This window comes from Sphingomonas sp. Leaf5 (genome assembly GCF_001421155.1).
Lineage (GTDB): Bacteria > Pseudomonadota > Alphaproteobacteria > Sphingomonadales > Sphingomonadaceae > Sphingomonas.
The window spans coordinates 53,532-75,543 of record NZ_LMJZ01000024.1 but is presented as its reverse complement, the minus strand read 5'-3'; the positions used below and the strand labels follow the sequence as shown (position 1 = coordinate 75,543).

Below are 22,012 nucleotides of genomic sequence, written 5' to 3'. Positions count from 1 at the left end.
CCTTCATGCCTGGTCGATCCGGCGATAGGCTGCGACCAGCGCATCCTCCCCCGGCCGACCCTTGATCGAATTGCCATGTTCCATGCCGATCACGCCGGCATAGCGCTTGTTCCGCAGCCATTTGACGACGGTGGCATAGTTGATTTCGCCGGTCCCCGGCTCGTTGCGGCCGGGATTGTCGCCGAACTGGATATAGCCGATCTCGTCCCAGCAGGTGTCGAGCGTCGGGATCAAATTCCCTGACTGAATCTGTTCGTGATACAGATCGGCAAGAATCTTGACCCCCGGACTGTTCGCACCGCGCGCGACGGCATAGCCCTGCGCGACGGTCTGCATATAGACGCCGGGATGGTTGGTCCGCGTGTTCAGCGGTTCCATGACCATGGCGATGTCATGCGGCGCGACGATATCGCCCGCGCGGCGCATCACGTCGATGACCCGTGCGGTCTGGATGTCCTGCGGCACCTTCGGGTCCATGAACCCGGTCACCACCGTCATCCGCGTCGCCGACAGCCGCTTGGCGACCTCGATCGACGCGCGGATGTCGTTCAGGAACGCTTCGCGCTCGGCACCGTCGTTCGCGCCCAGCAGCGGCCGCGATTGCGCCCATTTCGGCATGCTGGCGACGAACACGCCCATCGTCATGCCGCGCTGTTGCAGCGCCTTCGCCATCGCCGTCTGTTCGGCGATACTGCGCCCGGCCGCCTCGTTATCTTCCCACGCCATGAAGCCCTGATCGGCGGCATAGGCTATCTGTTCGATCCGGTCGCCACGGCTGGCGAAGCTGCCTTCGTGCGGCGCGAATTTCAGCGAGAAGCGCGCAGCGTTGCTGCCGCCGCCTTCGCGGCGTTGCGACGCACGTACGCCGGTGGCCAGCGTCGCGGCGGCGGCCCCTGCGATGACCGTGCGCCGCGACACGCCGCTCACTTGGCCGACGTCAGATAGGCGATGATGGCGGCACGCTTCGCCGGATCGGGCGTCGAGATCGGCATCCGCGTACCCGGCACCTTCTTGGCCGGTGCCGTCAGATACGCGTCGAGCGTCTTGGCGTCCCAGCGCAACTTTGACGCCTTCATCGCCGGCGAATAGTTGAAGCCCGGCACCGACGCCGCAGGCCGTCCGACCACGCCGAACAGATTGGGGCCGATGCCATTGCGGCCACCCTTGTTGACCGTGTGGCACGCCTTGCAGGCGTTGAACGCGGGCGGTGCCGCGGTCTGGGCGGTGGTTGGCGTCGCAGTGGCAAGCAGCGCGGTCGCACCGGCCGCACCCACGATTGCCATACCCGTCAGCAGTTTCATCTTTACTCTCCCGCTTCCACTGGGGTCCATTTTCGGTCGGAGCTCGCATTCGCGATCACCGCCTCGATAAAATTCATCGTCCGCAGACCATCGGTCAGGCCGGGGACGAAGCGTTCGTCCTGCCCGCGAATCGCCGCCGCAAACCCTTGATACAGATTGGCAAAGGCTTCGATATAGCCCTCGGGATGGCCCGAAGGCGTACGCAGCAATGCCTGGGTCGATCCGGCCAGTCCCGGCCCGCCCGCCCGCACCACTTCGGCCGGCCGGTCAAGCCAGCGCAGCGTCAGCGTGTTCGGCTCCATCTGCGCCCATTCGAGCGTGCCAAGCTCTCCCGACACGCGCAGTTTCAGGCCATTCTCCTCGCCCGCCGCGACCTGGCTGGCCTTCAGCGTGCCGCGCGCCCCGCCATCGAAGCGCAGCAGCGCACTGACATCGTCGTCGAGCCGCCGCCCGGCGACATGCGCGGTCAGGTCGGCCAACACCTCGCTCACCCGCTCGCCCGAGACATGCTCGGCCAGGTGAAAGGCATGCGTGCCGATATCGCCCAGACAGCCGCCCAGCCCGGCCTTCGCCGGATCCGTGCGCCATTCGGCCTGCTTGTTACCTTCGCCATCGATTGGTAAACTTAGCCACCCTTGCAGATACTCGACCTGAACGAGCCGGATCTTGCCGAGATCACCGCGCGCGACGCGGGTGCGCGCCTCTTCGACCAGCGGATAGCCGCTGTAGGTGAAGGCCAGCGCGAATTTCGCACCGCTCTTGCGCGCCGCCGCAGCGATGGCGCGCGCTTCGTCGCTGCTCATCGCCATGGGTTTTTCGCAGAAGACGTTGATGCCCGCTTCCAGTGCGGCGATCGCCATCGGCGCATGCAGGTGGTTCGGCGTGACGATCGCCAGCGCGTCGATCCGCTCGCCCTCCGGCAGCGCGCGTTCGGCCGCGATCAGCGCGTTCAGATCGCCATGGACACGCTGCGGGTCGAGCCCGAGCGACGCACCGCTGCGGGCGTTGCGGTCGGGGTCGCTGCTGAACGCGCCGGCCACCAACTGCCAATCGCCGTCCAGCGCCGCCGCCTTGCGGTGGATCGCGCCGATGAACGCGCCCTCGCCACCGCCGGCCATGCCCAGCTTCAACGCCCTGCCGCTCATTCCGCCGACAATCCCATCAGCTTGCGGATCGCCGCCCGGTCGACGCCGCTCTTGGCGAAATCGTCGAAGGCGTGATCGGTCAGCTTGATCATATGCGCCTCGATGAACGGAGCGCCTTCGCTGGCACCATCGTCGGAGTTCTTGAGCGCGCACTCCCATTCGAGCACCGCCCAGCCATCATAGCCATATTGCGCCATGCGGCTGAACACGCCCGAAAAATCGACCTGTCCGTCGCCCAGCGAGCGGAACCGCCCCGGACGATCGACCCAATCCTGATAACCGCCATAGACGCCCGAGCGCCCGGTGGGATTATATTCGGCATCCTTGACGTGGAAGCACGAAATCCGGCCGTGATAGCGATCGATGAAGTCGAGATAATCGAGCTGTTGCAGCACGTAATGCGACGGATCGAACAGCAATCGGGCGGCATTATGCCCCTTCACCGCCTCGAGGAAGCGTTCCCATGTCGCCCCGTCGTGCAGGTCTTCGCCGGCATGGACCTCGAACGCGCAATGCACGCCATTGTCCTCGAACACGTCGAGGATCGGGGTCCAGCGCCGCGCCAGTTCGGCAAACGCTTCCTCGACCAGCCCGGCGGGCCGCTGCGGCCACGGATAGACATAAGGCCATGCCAGCGCACCGGAGAAGGTCGCATGCGCCTTCAGCCCCAGATTAGCGCTGGCCTTGGCCGCCATCTTGACCTGCTCGACCGCCCAGACCTGCCGCTCGGCAGGTTTGCCGTGCACTTCGGGCGGCGCGAAGCCGTCGAACAGCGTGTCATAGGCGGGATGGACCGCGACCAGCTGCCCCTGCAAATGGGTCGACAGTTCGGTCACTTCGATACCGTGGTGCGCCAGCTTGCCGCGCAGATCGTCGCAGTAATCCTTGCTCTCCGACGCGGTTTTCAGGTCGATCAGCCGCGTGTCGCACGGGATCTGCACGCCGACATAGCCGAGGCCCGCGGCCCATTCGGCCATGTTCTCCAGCGTGTCGAACGGCGCCTTGTCGCCCATGAACTGCGCCAGGAAGATGCCCGGCCCCTTCATTCCCGTCATGCCAGCGTCTCCTTGCGACGATCGTCGCGGAAGGTGAATTGGAACAGCAGCGCGATCGCCGCGGCGGCGACCGCCGGATAGATCCACATGCCCTGCCAGTCGGCGATGGTCGGCGTGGCCGGCAGCTGCGCATAGATCATCGCGCCGATCTGCGAGCCGAGGAGCATCCCGACGCCATAGGTGAACAGCGTCAGCATGCCCTGCGCCTGCGCATTGACGCCCTTCGGCGTGGCGATGGTGCCGACATAGATCGCCCCGGCGACGAAGAAGAAGTCGTAGCACACGCCATGCAGCGCCACGCCGACATAGATCGCCCACATCCCCGACCCGCCGTCACCGATCGCGAACAGCGCATAGCGCAGCGCCCATGCGGCCATGCCGACCAGCAGCAAAGGCTTCACGCCGAAGCGGCGATAGAGCCATGGCATCGAGAACATGAACACCAGTTCAGACATCTGCCCGATCGCCAGCGTCCCGCTGACATTCTCGATCCCCGCCGCGCCGACATAGGGCGAGGCATAGGCGTAATACATCGCCAGCGGCACCGAGATCAGCGTCGCGCAGAGGATGAAGATCAGGAACGACTTCTGCCGCATCAGCCCGAACGCCTCGACGCAGAAAACCTGCGCCAGCACGCTGCCGCCCTGCGGCTTGTCGGCCTCGACCGCCGGCAGGGTGAAGCTGTAGACGCCGAGCGCGATCGACACGACCGCCGCGACCCAGAAGATCTTCGGGCTGGCGGACAGTCCCGCCCAGCCGATGATGAGGCCGGCGGCGATCCAGCCGATCGTACCGAACGCGCGGACGAACGGGAAATTGTCGGTCCGGTCGCCAAAGCTCTTGAGCGCGATCGTATTCGCAAGGCCGACGGTCGGCATGTACAGGATCATGTAGCCGAGCAGCAGCCACACGAACGTCCCGCCCTTTTCCGGGGTCAGCAGCGTCGGCAGCAGGTACAGCAGCACGCCGCCGACCAAATGCAGGATCACCATCAACATGCGCGGCGCGACATAGCGCACCGCGACCATGCCGAGCAGCAGCGACCCGACGATCGACGCGATCGGCCCCATCGAAAACGCGTTGCCGATCAGATTGCCGATCCCGACCGTCTGCATCACCAGGCCGAGCGTGACCTGCCACGCTCCCCAGATGAAGAACTGCATGAACATCAACGCGCTTAGCCGCGCGGTCAGACTTCCGTCGACCGATCGATCGGTCACGGGCCCGACACCCTCCGCTATGGCCATCAGCCACCCCTCCGCAGTATTGTCTGCTAATTCGTTTGCAACGCTAGGTAGGTCGACGCGCCCTGTAAAGACGCGATATCATCGACTTCCGCAAACCGGCGATTTACAGGCTGTTACATCCGGCGCGTCGGCGCGCCACGGTTTTGGCAGGCATTTCCATATGACGCGCAGTTTTCAGCCGATCCGTGAATGGCACGACGTCGATCGTCTTCGGTTCGAGACGGAGATCGTGCCGCTGCGCCAGCCGGCGGTCCTTCGCGGGATCGCCGCGTCGTGGCCGGCGGTTCGGGCCGCACGGCAGTCGGACGAGGCGTTGCGCGACTATATCGAGGCGACCGATCTCGGCAAACCGGTCCCCGCCTTTCTGGGGCCGCCGCAGATCAACGGGCGATTCTGGTACACCAACGACCTGCGCGGGCTGAACTATCAGCAGCGGATCGCCCCGATCGGCGAATTGCTGCGCGCGCTGATGAGCGTGCGGGACGAGGAACAGCCGCCGGCCTTCTATGCGGGCGCGGTGCCGATCGCCGAAAACTGCCCCGACTTCGCCCGCGACAATGTGCTGGGCGTTGCCGGTCCGGGCGCGGTCGCGCGGCTGTGGGTCGGCAACCGCGTCACCGTGTCGACCCATTTCGACATGTCGGAAAACGTCGCGGTGGTGGTCGGCGGACGACGCCGCTTCACGCTGTTCCCGCCCGAACAGGTCCGCAACCTGTATGTCGGGCCGTTCGACTTCACCTTTGCCGGGCCGCCGGTCAGCATGGTCGACCTGCGCAATCCCGACCTCGAACGCTATCCGCGCTATGCCGAGGCGCTGGAAACCGCATTGGAAGCCGAACTCGAACCCGGCGACGCGATCTACATCCCCTATATGTGGTGGCATCAGGTCGAGGGGCTGTCGCCGATCAACGTCCTCACCAACTATTGGTGGCCCCTGACCCCGCGCGATTGGCAGGGGTCCCCCTTCCGCTCGCTGATGCACGCGGTGATGAGCATCCGCGACCTGCCCGAGCGCGAGCGCGACATATGGCGGACATGGTTCGACCATTATGTCTTTGGTGCGGGCCATGACGCCGTCACCCACCTTCCGGCCGCCGGTCGCGGCGCGCTGGGCGAGATGACGCCCGACAGGGCACAGCAGGTGAAGCATTATCTGATCGACGACCTGCGTCGTTAGGACGGACTGCGACAAAACCGGTCGATGAACGCCATATGGTCGGGCATCGCCCGCACCCCGGCATCCATCGCGCCGGCGATATGGGTCATGCGGCGATCGAGTTCGTCCTGTGACAAGATGTTGGCGATCGGATGATGCCGCTTCGGGTGGATATTCTGCCCGTGCAGCACCGCCAGCCAGCTCGTCTCGCTGAACAGTTCGTTGTCGTGCCGGTACAGCCGCGCATTTTCGCGAAAGATGGCGATGCGTTCCTCGAGCGACGCCGGGATCGCCATGTCACGACAACGGCGCCAGAGTGGGCTGTCGTTGCGGGCCGTCGCCTTGTAATGCAGGATCAGGAAGTCGCGGACCTGTTCATACTCCAACCGCGTGCGCCGATTGTAATAATCGATATCCGGCTGATTGAACGACCGATCGGGGAAGTTGGTCAGCAGCCGCGCAATCCCGGTCTGGATCAGATGAATCGACGTCGATTCGAGCGGTTCGAGAAACCCCGCCGCCAGCCCCAACGCGACGACATTCCGATCCCACGCCTTGCGCCGCACCCCCGCCGTGAAGCGCAGGAAGTTCGGGTCCGCCAGCGGTGCACCGTCGAGACCGTCGTTCAGCATCGCCAGCGCCGTGTCGTCGTCGACATAGTCCGAACAATAGACATGGCCATTGCCGGTGCGCGACTGGAGCGGGATGCGCCAGCGCCAGCCGACGCTGGTCGCGGTCGCGCGGGTATAAGGCGTCGGATCGCCGACGCGGGCGCAGGGCCGCGCCACCGCCCGATCGCATGGCAGCCATTCGCGCCAGTCGTCATAGCCAGCGCTCAGCGCGCCCTCGATCAACAGCCCGCGAAAGCCCGAGCAGTCGATGAACAGGTCGCCCGCGACGCGGCTGCCATCGTCGAGCAGGACATGATCGACATGGCCGTTCGCACCGTTCAGCGCGACGTCGACGATCCGCCCCTCGGTCCGCACGACGCCCGCCGCTTCGGCCCGTGCGCGCAGATATTTGGCATAGAGCGCGGCATCGAACTGAAACGCGTAGCTGATGCCGGCCAGCGGCGATCCGCGACGCGACGGATCGGGCCGCATGAATTTGCCCGCCCGCGCCGCACCGACGCCGATGCTGAAGCGATCGAGCGGCAATGCACCCCCCGCCTGCGCGTGGCGATACCAGAAATGGTGGAAATGGATGCCCTCCATCTCCTGCCCATAGGTGCCGAAGGGGTGGATATAGCGCTCGCCAATCTGCCCCCAATCGACGAATTCGATGCCCAGCTTGAACGTCGCGCAGGTCCGCCGGACGAAATCATCCTCGTCGATGCCGAGCAGGCGATTGAAATACTGGATGTGCGGGATCGTCGCCTCGCCGACGCCGACCGTGCCGATCGCTTCGGATTCGACGACGCGGATCGCCATGCCGCTGCCGGCCAGCATGTGCGACAGCGCCGCCGCCGCCATCCATCCGGCCGTGCCGCCGCCGACGATCACGATGCTGCGGATGTTCGCCTCGCTCATGCCGCCATCGCCGGTGCCGGGCAGTAGCGGGCGAGGAAGTCGCCATGCGTCGGCATCCGCGCCACCGCCGCCGCCATCGCGTCGTGCATCGACGCGAGGCTGCGTGCGACATCGCGTTCGGGCAGCGTCGCGACGATCGGATCGGAGGACGTCGGCACGATCCCCTGCCCCAGCATCACCGCGACCCAGCTCGGCCGGGTGAACAACTCGTCATTGTAGCGGAACACGCGTCCGGTTTCGCGGAACAGTTCGATCTTGTGAAGCAGCGTATCGGGCAGTCGCATGGTGCGGCAATGGTTCCAGAACGGCGTGTCGTCTCGCGTGGTCGCTGCATAATGCAGGATGATGAAGTCGCGCACCTGTTCGAACTCGGTGCGCATATGGCGGTTATATTCGGTGCGCAGGATGTCCGGAATGTCGCCGCGCGGGAACAGCGAGATGAACCGGCTGATCCCCTCCTGAATCAGATAGATCGACGTCGATTCGAGCGGTTCGAGAAACCCCGCCGCCAGCCCGATCGCGATGCAGTTGCCCGACCAGAAGGTATCGCGACACCCTGCCCTGAACCGGATGCGACGCGGATCGGCAAGTGCCGGCGCATCGAGACCGGCCAGCAGCGTCGCACTCGCCGCTTCCTCGGTCGTGAAGGCGCTGGCAAAGATATGGCCGTTGCCGACCCGCCGCTGCGTCGGGATGCGCCATTGCCAGCCGGCGTCGCGCGCGGTCGCGCGGGTATAGGGGGTCGGCGGCCCGGCATGTTCGCTCGGCACCGCCAGCGCGGTATCGCACGGCAGCCAGTGGCTCCAGTCGACGAACCCGCTGCCCAGCGTCTCGCCCGCGAGCAGCGCCCGGAACCCGGTGCAGTCGAAGAAGAAATCGCCCGCGACCCCGCGTCCGTCGGCAAGGGTCAGGCCGGTGATCGCGCCATCCGCCCCCCGCCCGACCGCACCGACGATCCCCTCGATACGGACGACGCCGCGCTTCTCGGCATAGCGGCGCAGGAAGCGGGCATAGAGCGTCGCGTCGAAATGATAGGCATAGCGGATCTGCGACAGCACCGATCGCGGGTTCGGGTCGGGCAACGCGAACCTGCCCGCCCGTGCCGCCACCGCGCACAGGCTGTATTCCTCGATCAGTTGCGGCGCGCCATGCTCGCGGGCCCGCAGCCAATATTGGTGGAAGTCGATTCCCTGCATGTCGACGCCATGCTGACCGAACGGGTGGACATAGCGATCCCCCCTGGCACCCCAGTCGACGAACTCGATACCCAGTTTGAACGTCGCCTGCGTCGCGGCCATGAACTCGGCCTCGTTGACGCCCAGCATCTGGTTGAAAGCGAGGATGTCGGGGATCGTCGCTTCGCCCACCCCCACCGTGCCGATCGCATCGGATTCGACCAGGGTGATCGCGACGTCCTTCGGATCGAGCAGGCTCGACAGTGCGGCGGCGGTCATCCACCCCGCCGATCCGCCGCCGACGATCACGATCCGGCGCAACAGCGGCGCACTCATACCATTCCCCGCTTCAGATATTGTTCGAGTTGCGCGCGATAGAGGCGCGCGGGCGGCAGCTTCGCCACCGCCTGTTCGATGTCGCGTTCCATGGCCGACAGATACTGCCGCACCCGGCCCGGGTCGGCGCGATCGGCCAGCCGGTCGTGCCGACGGGGCCGCGATCCCAGCCCCAGATGCAGGATCGTCCAGTCCTCCGGGTGAAAGGGTTCGAGGTCATAGGCGACCAGCACCCCGCGATCGGCGAACATGGCCAGCTTGCGCGCGAGCTTCTCCGGCACACACTCCGCCGTCGCCGCCTGCCAATAGGGGCCGTCCGGCAGTCCGTCCGCCGTAAAGAACGCGCGCTGGAACAGGTCAGCATGGTCATGATCGTCGGCGAACCGGCGATCATATTCGCGCGCCTCGACCACCATGTCGCGCCGCGCGGGGATCAGCGTCAGCAGCCGTTGAATATCCTGTTCCAGCAGCATCATCGGTGCCGGCGTCAGAGGCTCGACTACCGCCGCCGCCTGTCCGATGCCGACGCAATTGCCGACCCAGCCGTGCGACCGGCGGCCAAGCACGACCTCGGCTGGACCCGCCGCCGACACCCGCATCCGGCGGACGCGCCCTTTCAACGGGGTCTCGCTCTGCCAGCCATCGGGCGTCACCCGCACCGTCCGCAGTGGCGTTTCGTCGCCCCCCGCATCGTCCTCGACCGCGAGCGCGATCCGTCGCGTCCCCCGCCAGTCGGGTGCTAGTGCCGCCAGCAACAGCGCAGCGGGACCGCTGCAATCGACATACAGGTCGGCGGTCAACAGCGAGCCATCGTCCAGCCGCACGCCCGCGATCGCACCGTCCGCAACCTCTACACCGACGACCGAACCGCCGACCCGCTCGACCCGCCCCGCCGGCACCGCCGCCGCGAACAACGCGGCATAATCGACCGGGTCGAATTGATAGCCATATTCGGCGCGGCCCAGCGGGTGCTGGCCGTCGCCCTCGCGCGGCGGATGGACGAACACGCCGCGCCGCGCCGCCTGTACCCCGGCGATATAGGGCGTGATCGCATCCCCCCCGACCAACGCCAGATACTGATGCAGTTGCACCCCGTCGATCACCGGGAACGGCAGCGCAAATCCCTGCATCCAGCCGCGCCCGCCCCAATCGGCATAGCGCGTTCCCCAGGAGAAGCTCGTATCGCTGGTCAGGATCAGTCGCCGCTCATCGACCCCGGCCGACAGGTTGAAGGCATAGGCCGACGGCGCGGTCACGCTGCCATAGAACAGGTCGCTTGCCCGCTGGTCACCCGCATCCACGCGCATGATCGCGACATGCGGCGGCAGCTGCGCCGCCAGCGTCGCCACGGTCATCTCGGCGGCCAGTCCGCTGCCGCACACCAATATGCGTCCGACCACTGCGGATGTTTCGACCCCCTGCATCGTCGGTCAGGCCGCCAGACCGGCCGCGGCCGGCGATCGGCGGATATAGTCGGCATGGTCAGGCGTCGCCTGCACCGCCTGCGCCACCGCACGCCGTAGCGCCGCCGCCCGAGCGGCGATCGTCGCATCGTCCTGCGCCAGCACGCGCGGATCATATCCCTTCGGCATCAGCCTCTGCCCCAGCATGACCGCCACCCAACTGGGCGGCAGGAACAATCCGAACTGATAGGGTACGACATAGCCGCGCGTCAGCCACGCATCGATCTTCGCCTGCAAACTGTCGGGCAAGGTCAGCGCACGGAAATGCCGCCACATCTCGCTGTCCTCGCGCTCGGTCGCGACATAGTGGAGCAACAGGAAGTCGCGCACCCGTTCGAAATGCAGCGCCATCCGCCGGTTATATTCGGCGATATCGCCCACGGCGAAGGCGCGTGTCGGGAACAGCGCCAGCAATTCGGTGATGCCGTCCTGGATCAGATGGATCGACGTCGATTCGAGCGGTTCGAGAAACCCGCTGGCCAGCCCGATCGCCACGACATTGCGCTTCCAAAAATCGCGCCGCCGCCCCGTCGTGAAGCGCAGCCGTCGCGGCTCGGCCTGCATCGGCGCGTCCAGATTGGCGATCAGCTGTTCCTGCGCATCGTCGTCGGAAATAAAGCTGCTGCAATAGACATGACCGTTGCCGACCCGGTGCTGCAACGGAATCCGCCACTGCCACCCCGCCGTCCGTGCCGTCGCGCGGGTATAAGGGCCGAGCGGTCCGCGACTGTCGGTCGGTACCGCGACCGCCCGGTTGCACGGCAGCCAGTTGCTCCAGTCGTCATAGCCCGACTGAAGCGCCCCTTCGATCAGCAGCCCACGAAACCCCGAGCAGTCGACGAACAGATCGGCGTCCAGCACCCGGCCATCGGCCAGCGTCACGCCGCGGACGTGACCATTCTTACCATGCAGCGCGACGTCGACCACCTTGCCCTCGATCCGCTCGACGCCACGCGCCTCGGCATAGCGCCGCAGGAAGCGGGCATAGAGCGAGGCGTCGAACTGATAGGCATAGCCGAAGCTCGATTCGACCTGCCGCACGTCGCTGCCCGGATGGCGGAAGCGATTGTGTTCGGCGGCGATCACCGGGAACGAATAGTCGTCCAGCCGGGTCGCGTCGCCCAACTCGTGCAACCGCAGCCATTGGTGGTAAAACGGGATGCCGTCGTCGGTCGGTCCGTAATTGCCGAACGGATGGATGTAGCGGTCGCCGATTCGACCCCAGTCGCAAAACTCGATACCCAGCTTGTACGTCGCTTCAGTCGCCCGCATCAGGTCCGATTCGGCGATACCGAGCGTCGTGTTGAACGCGCGGATATGCGGCAGCGTCGCCTCCCCCACCCCGACCGTTCCGATTTCGTCCGATTCGATCAGCTGCACCCGTACGCCCAGACCCTCCAGCCTGTTCGCAAGCGCAGCGGCGGTCATCCATCCGGCGGTGCCGCCACCGACGATACAGACGCGTTCGATGTCGTCCGGTCCGGTCACGTCGCGCCCGACCCGGCCATCGTCAAATCCGTCATTGTGCCGTCCTCTCAACAGTCACGACGCGGCGCACAAGAGTTGCTGCAATTACAGCTGAACCTCATTGCGATGCAGCATACGCTTAATACGTAATGTTAGTTTGCTTAATAGACAAAGCGTCGCCGACGGACAATTGTCAACGACCTCCTTTAAATATGTTACCGCTATCTTGCCGGGGTAAATCAGATCCGTTATGCCTCCAATCGTTGCCGCACCATTGCCTGCCGTTTCGTATCGATAAACGAAAAAACGAGCAGCAAGGATCGAGCACAGGGGACACCGGGCGGCGCGCCAAGACGCCGCTACAGGGAGGGGATTGATTGATGAAGATGCAGGTACTCGCGTATCCGTCGCGTTCGGCCAGGCGGTTGCTGATGGCCACGTCGGCGCTGACCCTGGCGCTGACGCCGGCGGCGGCCTTCGCCCAGACCGCGATCACGCCGCCGGACGAGAAGGTTCCCACGCCGCTGGCCAACGCGCAGGACGCGACGCCCGAAGGGGAAATCGTCGTCACCGGTATTCGCGCCGCGCTTGAATCGGCCAAGGAAATCAAGCGCCGCTCGTCGACGTTCGTCGATTCGATCACCGCATCGGACATCGCGACGCTGCCCGACCTGTCGGTCGCCGAAGCGATCGGTCGTATTCCGGGCGTCACCATCTCGCGGTTCCCGACCAACGGCGGCAGCCCCGACTTTCCTTCCCCCGAAGGTCGCGGCAACCTCGTGCGCGGCCTTGGCTTCGTACGTTCGGAATTCAACGGTCGTGACGCATTCTCCGCCAATGGCGGTCGCTCGCTCGACTTCTCCAGCATTCCGCCCGAACTGGTCGGCGGCGTCGACGTCTACAAGAACCAGAGCGCCGACCTGATCGAAGGCGGCATCGGCGGCACGATCAACCTGCGCACGCTCGAACCGTTCGACAGCAAGAAGGACCTGTTCGTCGTCGCGTTCGACGGCACGTTTTCCGATCTTCGCGAAAAATGGTCGCCGCAGGGCAGCATCACCGCGGGCAAGCGCTGGAAAACCGGCATCGGCGAGATCGGCATCCTCGGTTCCTATTCGCGCTCCCGGCTCGATTCACGGATCAACGGCTGGCAGCAAAGCCCGCCGATCCCGCGCGTCCTCGACGCCAACGGCAACGTCCCCGAAACCGGCAACTTCAACGACGACAACCGGACCAACGAATTCATCGGGGCCGATCCGTCGCGCATCGTCGGCATCACCCCCGGCTTCCAGCTGCGCAACACCGACTTCGATCGCGACCGCATCAGCTATTACGGGGCGGTGCAGTGGCGCAACGACAGCCTGCAGGCGACGTTCAAGTATATTCGCGTCGAAACCAAGATCAACAGCACCGAGCGGACGCTGGAATGGTTCCCCGATCATAATGGCGGCGTCCAGATCGGCGTCCAGAACATGCAGCTGAACAAGAACTGGGGTTCCAGCGGGCTGCCGATGTGCAGCGGCCCCGGTGGTCGTCCGGTCGCTCCCGGCGATTGCGAAACCCTGTATCCGGTACAGGGCGGCCTGATGGAATCGGGTCTCGTCACCAGCAACAACGATTCCTGGACGGGTGCGCGCGGTCGCGACATCGGCATGCTCGGCGTCGGCAAGCAGGAGGAAGCGACCACCGAAGATTTCAGCCTGAACCTGAAATGGACCGCGAGCGAGCGGCTGTTCGTGACGGTGGACGGTCAATATACGAAGGCCGATGCCAGGCAGCGGCAGATTTGGGGTGGCATGAACAGCTACTTCAACTATTCGGTGAAGCCGGACCTCGACCACCCGCGCGTCGAATTCTTCATCGATCCGACGCACCGCTTCAATCCCGGCAATACGCGCTTTACCGGCGACCGTGATCCGGTGACCACCGACGGTGTCATCACCACGCCGGGCATCTTCATTCCGACGCCGACCAGTTCGAGCGACTTCAACGGTGCCAATTTCCAGTTCGCCGCCGATCAGTTCCAGAACGGCGAAGGCGACCTGTACTCGCTGCGCGGCGACCTGAGCTACGACGTGTCGGGCGCGGACGGCCTTGCCGGCTGGTTCGACAGCGTGAAGTTCGGTGCCCGTTTCGCTGAGCGCAGCCAGGTCAATTCGGAAATGGCGCTAAACTGGGGTGCGATCGCGCCGGCATGGGCCGGTGGCTATGGCATCGCCGGCACGTTCCAGAACCCGAACAAGGGCTTCGAAGCGGTCAGCTTTAAGGACTTCTTCCGTGGCGACGGCGTCATTCAGGGCAGCAACACCGACTTCGTCTTCGTGAACCAGAATATCCTCAACGACTATTCCGCGTTTCGCAAATATATCGCCAGCGAACCGCAGCTGGCGACACTGGGTAGCTGGGTCCCACGCGGCACCGACAACGGTACGCGCTTCGGCCAGGGCATCTATCGTCCCGAGGATACGTCCGACATCACGGAGCGGACGAAGAACGCCTATGTCCGCGTCGACTTCAAACATGATTTCGACGGCGACATGTCGATCGACGGCAATATCGGCGTGCGGTACGTCCGTACCGAGCTGCAATCGTCGGGCTTCCAGGCATTTCGGCCGTTCAATCCCGATCTGCCGTCCTGCAGCCTTACCGGCGGTCCGGGGCAGCAGAATTGCCAATACACGTTCGACCCCGACACCGGTAAGCGGCTGCGTACCGACGACGCCGAAAGCCGCGACGACATTCGCGACTTCGCACCGCAGGCGGTCGCCTATGCAGAACAGGCCGCGATCCCGACTACGCTCAACCTTGTTGACGAACGGTGGCTGCCGTCGTTCAACATGAAGTTCAACCTGAACCGCGAGATGCTGTTCCGCTTCGGCTACAGCAAGGGGCTGAGCCGACCGAACGTGCAGGATCTGCGCGCGTCGCAGGAATATGTGGTCACCACCACCACCACCCGGTACGACCAGATCACCGATCGGAACGACCCGCTATTCGGCGTGGATCGCGGTGCGCAGGACGTCTCGGCCAGCGAAATCCGCGTCAGCCGCGGCAACCCGTTCCTGAAGCCGACGACCGCCGACAGCTTCGACCTCTCGTACGAATGGTATTTCAAGGGCGGCTATCTGTCGGTCGCGGGCTTCTACAAGAGCCTGTCGAACATCATCACCAACGGCGACCTGTCACTGGGAACGACGACGCTCGACGGCAAGACCCTGAACATCGTCTACAACGGCGCGGTCAATCAGGCGAAAGCCAAGGTGAAGGGCGTCGAGGTCGGGTATCAGCAGTTTTTCGACTTCCTGCCGGGGCCGTTGAAGCATCTCGGCGTCCAGGCGAACTACACCTTCATCGATGCGACCACGACACCGCCAGGCAACGGTGCCGACGCCAATGGCGACGGGGTGCCGGACGATGTGACGCAGGTGTTCCGCTGGGGCGTCAGCGACCTGCTCGGCCAGTCCAAGCACATCGCCAACGCGGTCGCGATCTATCAGGACAAGGTGGTCGAGGCGCGTCTCGCCTATAACTGGCGCTCGTCGTACCTGCTGACCTATCGCGACTATGTAACGGGCAACCCGATCTTCGCGGAAGATGCAGGCTTCCTCGACGCGTCGCTGAAGTTCAACATCGGCAACCTTCAGATCCGCGGATCGATCGCCAATATCCTTGACACCAAGAGCAAGGCATATGGCATCATCGACACCGATGGTCAGAAGTATGACCGGTTCAGCTTCCTGAACGATCGCCGTATCGTAGTGGGCGCGCTGTTCCGTATCTGACGTCGACAGCACAAACACATCGGGGGAGGTGCCACCGGGACCTCCCCCTTTTTTTTGCGTCAGGACCGACCGGTCATTCGTCCAGACCGCTGAACCCGCTGCCGGCATAGTCGCTGAACTTGGTGATCTGCGGCTCGAACTTCAGCGTGACCTTGCCCGTCGCACCGTGGCGCTGCTTGGCGATGATGAGCTCGGCGAGGCCATAGACCCGTTCCATATCCATCGCCCATTTGGCATGGTCCTCGAACACCTTCGCATCGTCGCCGTCGCGCGGACGCTTCGGCTCCTTGGCCGCGACATAATAGTCTTCGCGGTACACGAACCAGACCATGTCGGCGTCCTGCTCGATCGAACCGGATTCGCGAAGATCGGACAATTGCGGCCGCTTGTCTTCCCGCTGTTCGACGGCACGCGACAACTGCGACAATGCCATCACCGGCACGCCGATATCCTTGGCAAGCGTCTTCAACCCGCGCGAAATCTCCGAGATTTCCTGCACGCGGTTGTCGCTGCCCTTGCCCGACCCCTGCAACAGCTGGAGATAGTCGACCACGACCAGCCCCAGTTCGCCGTCCAGCTTGCGCTGCAACCGGCGGACGCGGGTGTGCAGCCCTGAAATCGTCAGGCCAGCGGTATCGTCGATATAGAGCGGCAGCTGTTCGAGATCGGCGGCGGCGTTGGCGAGGCGGGTGAAATCCTCCTTGCGGATCTTGCCCATGCGCAGCGCTTCGGAACTGATCGACGCCTGCTCCGCCATGATACGCGTCGCCAGCTGGTCGGCGGACATTTCGAGCGAGAAGAACGCGACCTTGGCCCCGACCGACTTGCCCTTTTCCATGCCGGCGCGCTGATCGTCCATGTACCGCTGGGCGGCGTTGAAGGCGATGTTGGTGGCGAGCGACGTCTTCCCCATGCCGGGGCGGCCGGCAAGGATGATGAGATCGCTGTGGTGCATGCCGCCGATCCGGCCGTTGATCGAATCGAGCCCGGTCGTGACGCCCGACAGACCGCCGCCCGAATTCATCGCGCGTTCGGCCATGCGGACCGCCATCGTCGTCGCCTGCGCGAACGATTTTACCGCATTGGTCGTATTCCCCTCGGCCGCGACCTTGAACAGCGCTTCCTCGGCCGCCTCGATCTGCTTTTTGGGGTCGACTTCGGTCGAAGTGTCGGTGGCGTTTTCGACCAGCGTGCGCCCGACCGTAATCAGCGCGCGCAACTGGGCAAGGTCGTAGATCTGCTGCGCGAACTGGCGCGCGCCGATCAGGCTGGCATTGCTGCCGGTGATCTCGACCAGATATTGGGTGCCGCCGCGCGCCGCGAGCAATTCGTCATTGTCGAACATCGGGCGCAGCGTCACCGGGCTGGCGATCATGCCGGTGCGGCGCACATCGCGGACCCGTTCGAAGATGCGCGCATGGGCGGGATCGTAGAAATGTTCGGTGTCCAGCCGTTCGACCATGTCGTCGGCAAGGCCGTTGTCGATCAGCATCGCGCCGAGCAAGGCCGCCTCCGCGTCGACATTGTGGGGCACGCGCGGTGGTTGCGGGGGAGTACCCCCGCCGATGCTGTGAACAGTAGCCATCGCCCCTTCTCCCAGACCTGGGGCTTACGCTCAACCGGTTGACAGCGCATTTTGCGGTGGACGCCACGCCACGAAGCGGCGACAGGAGGCCATGGCCGATCCCCGGATCATCGACGTCACCCTCGACGAGCGCACGATCCTGTGGCGCAGCGCCGATATCGAGCAGGAACGACGGATCGCGATCTTCGATCTGCTGGAGGCGAATCACTTCGCCCCGGCCCGTATGTCGCCCGACAATTATGCCGGTCCGTACCGCATCGCGCTGTCGGTGCCAGAGGGGCGGCTGGCGATCGATATTGCGCGCGAGGACGGCAGCCTGATCGAGACGCTGGTGCTGGGCATGGCGCGCCTGCGCCGCCCGATCCGCGATTATTTCGCGATCTGCGACAGCTATTACAAAGCCATTCGCCAGGCGACCCCGCACGAGATCGAGACGATCGACATGGCCCGGCGCGGCATCCACAACGAAGCGGCGGAGGCGCTGCGCGAGCGGCTCGACGGCAAGGTCGAGATCGATTTCGACACCGCCCGCCGCCTCTTCACCCTGATCTGCGTGCTGCATATCAAGGGCTGATGCGGTTCAGATCGATTCTCGTCGCGCTGGCGGTGCTGGCGCTCGTCGCGCTGTTCGCGTGGCGATGGTCGTTCGGCTGGACGCCCGAACGCGCCCGGTTTCCGGTGCAGGGCCTGACGGTCTCGGCGGCGGACGGCGCGATCGACTGGCCGACCGTCCGCGCGCGGGGGGCGGACTTCGCCTATGTCACGGCATCGCAGGGGACGCAGCGCGATGCGGCGTTCGAGGCAAACTGGAACGGCGCACATGCCGCCGGACTGCGGCAGGGCGCGCTACACCTCTTTTCGCTATGCGAGCCGACCGCCGATCAGGTCACCGCCTATCTGACCACCGTGCCGCGCGCCGCCGACGCCCTGCCTGCGACGCTGGCGCTCGACTTCGCCGACGACTGCGCCACCCGCCCGACGCGCGCACAGGTGCTGACCGCGATCCGCGGCTTTCTGGCCCCTGCCGAATATCATGACGGCCGGCCGATGATGCTGCGCATTTCGCCGGCGTTCGAGGACGAATATCGGGTCAGCGCGGCGATCGTCCGCCCGCTCTGGGCGCAGCGGCGCTTCTTCGAACCCACCTATCTGGCGCAGCCATGGCGGATGTGGCAGGCGAACCCGGCACGGCGGTTCGATGGCGTCGCGCGTCCCGTCGCGTGGAGTGTAGCCGCCCAATGACCGATCCCGCCGCCCTGATCGACGCCGCGCGCGCCGCCGCCGCAAACGCGCACGCGCCGTATTCGCGCTTCGCGGTGGGCGCGGCGCTGTTGATGGACGACGGATCGATCGTCACCGGGGCCAATTTCGAAAATGCCAGCTACGGCCTGTCGCTCTGCGCCGAGACCGTCGCGATCGCGACCGCCTCCGCCGCCGGCCGCCTGCGCCAGATCGTCGCGATCGGCGTGATCGGCGGCGCGATGGACGCGGACGGCCGCGCCACCGGCACCACGCCGGTCAGCCCGTGCGGCCGCTGTCGACAGGTCATCAACGAAGCCGCGCAGATGGCCGGCCGCGACCTGCCGGTCCATTGCGGCGCGGCGGAGGGCGATTCGATGCGGACCTATCGCCTGTCCGAGCTGTTGCCCGACGCCTTCGGGCCGGCCGATCTCGGGATCGGCTGACCGCCTTCACCACGTCGGGTATGAAGCCGCTTGCCCTGCCCCCGCGATCCGGCGATGGAGCGGCCAGCAGCAAGAGGGCATGATATGACGATCCTGTCGGATCACTGGATTCGCGAAACCGCGCTGGCGACGGGGATGATCGAACCCTTCGTCGAATCGCAGCGGCGCGAGGGCTGCATCAGCTATGGCCTGTCGTCCTATGGCTATGACGCGCGGGTGTCGGACGAGTTCAAGATCTTCACGAATGTCGACTCGGCGGTCGTCGACCCGAAGGATTTTGCGCAGAACAGCTTCGTCGATCGCAAGACCGACGTCTGCATCATTCCGCCCAACAGCTTTGCGCTGGCGCGTACTGTCGAATATTTCCGGGTACCGCGCGACGTGCTGGTCATCTGTCTGGGCAAATCGACCTATGCCCGCTGCGGCATCATCGTCAACGTGACCCCGCTAGAGCCGGAATGGGAAGGGCATGTCACGCTGGAATTTTCGAACACGACGCCGCTGCCCGCCAAGATCTACGCCAATGAAGGCGCGTGCCAGTTCCTGTTCCTGAAGGGCGACCAGCCGTGCGGGACCAGCTATGCCGACCGTGCGGGCAAATATATGGGCCAGCGCGGCGTGACGCTGCCGCGGCTCTGACCATGATCGGGCGGAACTGGACCGGACGGAGCGCCGTGGTGCGGTCGGCGGCGTTGCTGCCGATCCTTGCGCTGTTCGGCCCGAAGCTGCCGATGCCATGGGCGTTCGTGCTCGGTGGAATGCTGATCGCGTGGTTCGCCTTCGTCTGCGCGCGCGTCGCGATCAACGATCATCGCAAGGCGTCGGAAACCCCGCCCTTTCGCCCGTTTCGCCGTTCACGATAGGGCGGACGCGGCGGCGCGATCGTCTGCGGCACCTCCCATGGATGCCGCCCGCCGCCCCGCACCGTCGTCACCCGAGCGTCGGCCAGCGATATGGCCACTCCGCCGGTGCCGGCGAGCGTCGTCCGGTCGAGCTTCAGCCAGCGCGGGGTGCAGGCGGCGGGCAGACGCCGGTCGCTGACCACGATGTCGGCGCGGCGGCAGGCGGCGACCAGTTCCGCCCATGGCACCGCATAGCCGCTGCGGGTGGCGACGATTGTCCAGCGCCGGTCGCCCGCCTGCCGGGTGGCGATGCACAGATCGGCGCTGCATTTCACGCCCGGCTGCTCCGACAATGGCGGCAATGTGCCCTCGACACCGCCGCCTTCGCCCAAAGTCGATCGGACATAATCGCCCGCCCGGTCGCGCAGGATCGCCATGCCGCCGGCCGGCGTCGCCAGCGCCAGATGCCGTCCGTCGCCGGTCACCAGCAGGTCGGGTGCGGGCGTCGCCAACGCCCACAGCCCACCGATCGCCAGCGGCACCAGACCCCAGCGCCGGATGGCCGTGCGCCACAATGCGATCCACAGGCCGCCGGCCACCATCAGCGCGAACGCACCGTCCGGCATCGCGGGCAACGCCGCGACCGACCCCGGTGCCGCCGCCACCGTCCGGGCGATCCACAGCAGCAGCGCCAGCGACCGCTCGACCACCCACCATGCCGGCGCGCCCAGCCCGCCGAGATCGAGCAGCAGCGCCAGCGCCTCCAAGGGCATGGTGACGAAGGTCGTCAGCGGGATCGCCACGATATTGGCGAGCGCACCGTACAGCCCGGCCTTGTGGAAATGATACAGGCCGATCGGCATCAACGCCGCCTCGACCAGCAGGCCGGTCAGCAGCAGCGAGCCGAGACTGCGCGCGAACCGCCGCCAGACCGCTTCGTCGCGTTGCAGGAACCAGCGATGGACGCGAGGATGTTCGTGCAGCGCGACGATCGCGGTGACGGCAGCGAAACTCAGCTGGAAACTCGGACCCGCCAGTGATTCGGGCAGGACCAGCAGCACCAGCAACGCGCCCGTCGCGATCAGCCGCAGCGTGATCGCTTCCCGCCCCAGCGACAGCGCGGCCAGCACCAGCAGCGCGGCGATACACGATCGCACCGTCGGCACGTCCGCCCCCGAAAGCCAGGTATAGGCGAGCGCGGTCATCGCCCCCGCCCCTGCTGCCACGACCGGCAGCCGGCACCGCAGGGCGATCGGCGGGAACAGCGCCAACAGCTTCAGCACCAGCGTCATCGTACCGACGACCACCGCCGTCACGTGCAGCCCGCTGATCGACAGCAGATGGGCGAGGCCCGAGCGCCGCATCGCTTCGGCATCGGCTTCGGCGATCGAGCCGCGGTCGCCGGTCACGAACGCGGCGGCGATCCCGCCCTCGCTGCCATCGACGCGTGCGACGATATGGCCGGTCAGCGTCGAACGCAGCGCGGCATTGCCCGGATCGCCCGGCGCGACGACCCGGATCGGCGCGAAACCGCGTCCGGTCGCGCCGATCCCCTGAAACCACGCGGTCCGCGCAAAGTCATAGGCACCGGGCAGTGCCGCGGTCGGTGGCGGCATCAGCCGGGCGCGCAAGGCGATAGTGGCTCCCGGCGTGATACCGGACGGCAGGTCAGCCTGGGCGATGTTGACGCGGATACGCGGCGGCAATCCTCCCCTGTCTGGAAAAGAGGGGCTAGGCGTGGGTTGGCCCGCGAGAGACCGGGACGCCGCGCCAGGCGGAACCCTACCCACCCCCAACCCCTCCCTTCCAGGAAGGGAAGCCAGGGAGATCGGTGCCAGCGTCAGCCTTACCAATTCCCTTGCCGGGAGCGGCTCGACCCGCTCGACCCGCGCCTCGAACGCCGTGACGACCGGCCGGGCCAGCACCGGTGCCGCGACCCGTTCCGCCCGCCACCAGATCAACCCGCAGCCCAGCATCACCAGCAATCCGCCGATGGTGATCGCCCGCGCCGTCCGCGTCCCCCATGGCACGACCAGTCCGGCCAGTGCCACCGCCAGCCCGGCCAGCAGCACCGCCGCCCACGCCGCCGGCCCCGGCAGCACGAACCACGCCGCGATGCCCGACCCCAGCGCGACCGGCATCCACAGCGGCAATTGCCCCCGCTCCGCCTCGGCAAAGCGTTCCAGCGCGGCGAGGAACCCAGCCCCGACGTGCGTGGTTTGAAGCAGGCGGGGTGCCATGCTA

18 protein-coding genes are annotated in these 22,012 nt (G+C 65.8%); 7 read left to right on the top strand and 11 right to left on the bottom strand.

Going from position 1 to position 22,012, the window contains the following annotated elements:
• Nucleotides 1-3 precede the first annotated feature (3 nt).
• Genes ASE50_RS16470 through ASE50_RS16450 form a run of 5 tightly spaced genes read right to left on the bottom strand, consistent with a single transcriptional unit; the run spans nucleotide 4 to nucleotide 4,721 of the window.
• Complete coding sequence (locus ASE50_RS16470) at nucleotides 4-927, bottom strand: hydroxypyruvate isomerase family protein (protein ID WP_235512408.1); 924 nt, start codon at nucleotides 925-927, stop codon at nucleotides 4-6.
• Entirely contained in the window at nucleotides 924-1,301 is a 378-nt protein-coding gene (locus ASE50_RS16465; RefSeq protein WP_156347510.1) for a c-type cytochrome, read from the bottom strand. Before ASE50_RS16465 ends, ASE50_RS16470 begins: the two co-directional genes overlap by 4 nt.
• 2 nt (nucleotides 1,302-1,303) lie before the next feature.
• On the bottom strand, nucleotides 1,304-2,446 hold the full coding sequence (locus tag ASE50_RS16460) for a Gfo/Idh/MocA family protein (RefSeq protein ID WP_056403111.1): 1,143 nt from the start codon (nucleotides 2,444-2,446) through the stop codon (nucleotides 1,304-1,306).
• Nucleotides 2,443-3,501: a sugar phosphate isomerase/epimerase family protein gene (locus ASE50_RS16455; protein ID WP_056403108.1), complete on the bottom strand. Its 1,059-nt coding sequence runs from the start codon at nucleotides 3,499-3,501 to the stop codon at nucleotides 2,443-2,445. The genes ASE50_RS16460 and ASE50_RS16455 overlap by 4 nt, the downstream gene beginning before the upstream one ends.
• The gene (locus tag ASE50_RS16450) at nucleotides 3,498-4,721 is read right to left on the bottom strand and encodes an MFS transporter (RefSeq protein ID WP_235512407.1); all 1,224 of its coding nucleotides are present in this window, start codon (nucleotides 4,719-4,721) and stop codon (nucleotides 3,498-3,500) included. The genes ASE50_RS16455 and ASE50_RS16450 overlap by 4 nt, the downstream gene beginning before the upstream one ends.
• Before the next feature lie 187 nt (nucleotides 4,722-4,908).
• Between ASE50_RS16450 and ASE50_RS16445 the strand changes: the two genes are divergently transcribed.
• Nucleotides 4,909-5,925, top strand: coding sequence for a cupin-like domain-containing protein (locus tag ASE50_RS16445; protein WP_056403102.1), 1,017 nt, complete (start codon nucleotides 4,909-4,911; stop codon nucleotides 5,923-5,925).
• Here ASE50_RS16445 and ASE50_RS16440 read toward each other — a convergent pair.
• The 4 genes from ASE50_RS16440 to ASE50_RS16425 are packed head-to-tail and all read right to left on the bottom strand — an operon-like array spanning nucleotide 5,922 to nucleotide 11,895.
• Nucleotides 5,922-7,433, bottom strand: coding sequence for a tryptophan halogenase family protein (locus ASE50_RS16440; protein ID WP_056403099.1), 1,512 nt, complete (start codon nucleotides 7,431-7,433; stop codon nucleotides 5,922-5,924). The two genes, ASE50_RS16445 and ASE50_RS16440, sit on opposite strands and share 4 nt — an antisense overlap.
• The gene (locus ASE50_RS16435; RefSeq protein WP_056403095.1) at nucleotides 7,430-8,944 is read right to left on the bottom strand and encodes a tryptophan halogenase family protein; all 1,515 of its coding nucleotides are present in this window, start codon (nucleotides 8,942-8,944) and stop codon (nucleotides 7,430-7,432) included. Before ASE50_RS16435 ends, ASE50_RS16440 begins: the two co-directional genes overlap by 4 nt.
• Complete coding sequence (locus tag ASE50_RS16430; RefSeq protein WP_162236200.1) at nucleotides 8,941-10,344, bottom strand: tryptophan 7-halogenase; 1,404 nt, start codon at nucleotides 10,342-10,344, stop codon at nucleotides 8,941-8,943. The genes ASE50_RS16435 and ASE50_RS16430 overlap by 4 nt, the downstream gene beginning before the upstream one ends.
• A gap of 30 nt (nucleotides 10,345-10,374) precedes the next feature.
• On the bottom strand, nucleotides 10,375-11,895 hold the full coding sequence (locus tag ASE50_RS16425; RefSeq protein WP_268794946.1) for a tryptophan halogenase family protein: 1,521 nt from the start codon (nucleotides 11,893-11,895) through the stop codon (nucleotides 10,375-10,377).
• A gap of 359 nt (nucleotides 11,896-12,254) precedes the next feature.
• Between ASE50_RS16425 and ASE50_RS16420 the strand changes: the two genes are divergently transcribed.
• Nucleotides 12,255-15,656, top strand: coding sequence for a TonB-dependent receptor (locus tag ASE50_RS16420; protein ID WP_056403090.1), 3,402 nt, complete (start codon nucleotides 12,255-12,257; stop codon nucleotides 15,654-15,656).
• Nucleotides 15,657-15,729: 73 nt separating this feature from the next.
• Here the strand turns inward: ASE50_RS16420 and ASE50_RS16415 are convergent, their stop codons facing one another.
• A complete protein-coding gene (locus ASE50_RS16415; protein WP_055995492.1) occupies nucleotides 15,730-17,241 on the bottom strand; it encodes a replicative DNA helicase in 1,512 nt (503 codons plus the stop codon).
• Between the two features lie 91 nt (nucleotides 17,242-17,332).
• Here ASE50_RS16415 and ASE50_RS16410 point away from each other — a divergent pair, with 91 nt between their 5' ends.
• From ASE50_RS16410 to ASE50_RS16390, 5 genes are all read left to right on the top strand, one after another.
• Nucleotides 17,333-17,815, top strand: coding sequence for a UPF0262 family protein (locus ASE50_RS16410; protein WP_056403087.1), 483 nt, complete (start codon nucleotides 17,333-17,335; stop codon nucleotides 17,813-17,815).
• On the top strand, nucleotides 17,815-18,483 hold the full coding sequence (locus tag ASE50_RS16405; protein WP_056403085.1) for a GH25 family lysozyme: 669 nt from the start codon (nucleotides 17,815-17,817) through the stop codon (nucleotides 18,481-18,483). Before ASE50_RS16410 ends, ASE50_RS16405 begins: the two co-directional genes overlap by 1 nt.
• Nucleotides 18,480-18,926 (top strand): cytidine deaminase, encoded by a 447-nt coding sequence (locus ASE50_RS16400; RefSeq protein WP_056403081.1) that lies wholly within the window; start codon nucleotides 18,480-18,482, stop codon nucleotides 18,924-18,926. Before ASE50_RS16405 ends, ASE50_RS16400 begins: the two co-directional genes overlap by 4 nt.
• A gap of 84 nt (nucleotides 18,927-19,010) precedes the next feature.
• On the top strand, nucleotides 19,011-19,565 hold the full coding sequence (gene dcd, locus ASE50_RS16395; protein WP_055995505.1) for a dCTP deaminase: 555 nt from the start codon (nucleotides 19,011-19,013) through the stop codon (nucleotides 19,563-19,565).
• Between the two features lie 2 nt (nucleotides 19,566-19,567).
• Nucleotides 19,568-19,789, top strand: a complete 222-nt coding sequence (locus tag ASE50_RS16390; RefSeq protein WP_055995508.1) for a hypothetical protein — start codon at nucleotides 19,568-19,570, stop codon at nucleotides 19,787-19,789.
• Here the strand turns inward: ASE50_RS16390 and ASE50_RS16385 are convergent.
• On the bottom strand, nucleotides 19,735-22,008 hold the full coding sequence (locus ASE50_RS16385) for a ComEC/Rec2 family competence protein (protein WP_235512406.1): 2,274 nt from the start codon (nucleotides 22,006-22,008) through the stop codon (nucleotides 19,735-19,737). The genes ASE50_RS16390 and ASE50_RS16385 overlap by 55 nt on opposite strands.
• Nucleotides 22,009-22,012 lie beyond the last annotated feature (4 nt).

What these genes read in the sequence shown, in the direction of transcription:
- ASE50_RS16465 (WP_156347510.1), bottom strand. Translation starts at nt 1,301, where the DNA reads ATGAAACTGCTGACGGGTATGGCAATCGTGGGTGCGGCCGGTGCGACC.
- ASE50_RS16460 (WP_056403111.1), bottom strand. Translation starts at nt 2,446, where the DNA reads ATGAGCGGCAGGGCGTTGAAGCTGGGCATGGCCGGCGGTGGCGAGGGC.
- ASE50_RS16455 (WP_056403108.1), bottom strand. Translation starts at nt 3,501, where the DNA reads ATGACGGGAATGAAGGGGCCGGGCATCTTCCTGGCGCAGTTCATGGGC.
- ASE50_RS16445 (WP_056403102.1), top strand. Translation starts at nt 4,909, where the DNA reads ATGACGCGCAGTTTTCAGCCGATCCGTGAATGGCACGACGTCGATCGT.
- ASE50_RS16440 (WP_056403099.1), bottom strand. Translation starts at nt 7,433, where the DNA reads ATGAGCGAGGCGAACATCCGCAGCATCGTGATCGTCGGCGGCGGCACG.
- ASE50_RS16435 (WP_056403095.1), bottom strand. Translation starts at nt 8,944, where the DNA reads ATGAGTGCGCCGCTGTTGCGCCGGATCGTGATCGTCGGCGGCGGATCG.
- ASE50_RS16420 (WP_056403090.1), top strand. Translation starts at nt 12,255, where the DNA reads ATGAAGATGCAGGTACTCGCGTATCCGTCGCGTTCGGCCAGGCGGTTG.
- ASE50_RS16415 (WP_055995492.1), bottom strand. Translation starts at nt 17,241, where the DNA reads ATGGCTACTGTTCACAGCATCGGCGGGGGTACTCCCCCGCAACCACCG.
- ASE50_RS16410 (WP_056403087.1), top strand. Translation starts at nt 17,333, where the DNA reads ATGGCCGATCCCCGGATCATCGACGTCACCCTCGACGAGCGCACGATC.
- ASE50_RS16405 (WP_056403085.1), top strand. Translation starts at nt 17,815, where the DNA reads ATGCGGTTCAGATCGATTCTCGTCGCGCTGGCGGTGCTGGCGCTCGTC.
- ASE50_RS16400 (WP_056403081.1), top strand. Translation starts at nt 18,480, where the DNA reads ATGACCGATCCCGCCGCCCTGATCGACGCCGCGCGCGCCGCCGCCGCA.
- dcd (WP_055995505.1), top strand. Translation starts at nt 19,011, where the DNA reads ATGACGATCCTGTCGGATCACTGGATTCGCGAAACCGCGCTGGCGACG.
- ASE50_RS16390 (WP_055995508.1), top strand. Translation starts at nt 19,568, where the DNA reads ATGATCGGGCGGAACTGGACCGGACGGAGCGCCGTGGTGCGGTCGGCG.
- ASE50_RS16385 (WP_235512406.1), bottom strand. Translation starts at nt 22,008, where the DNA reads ATGGCACCCCGCCTGCTTCAAACCACGCACGTCGGGGCTGGGTTCCTC.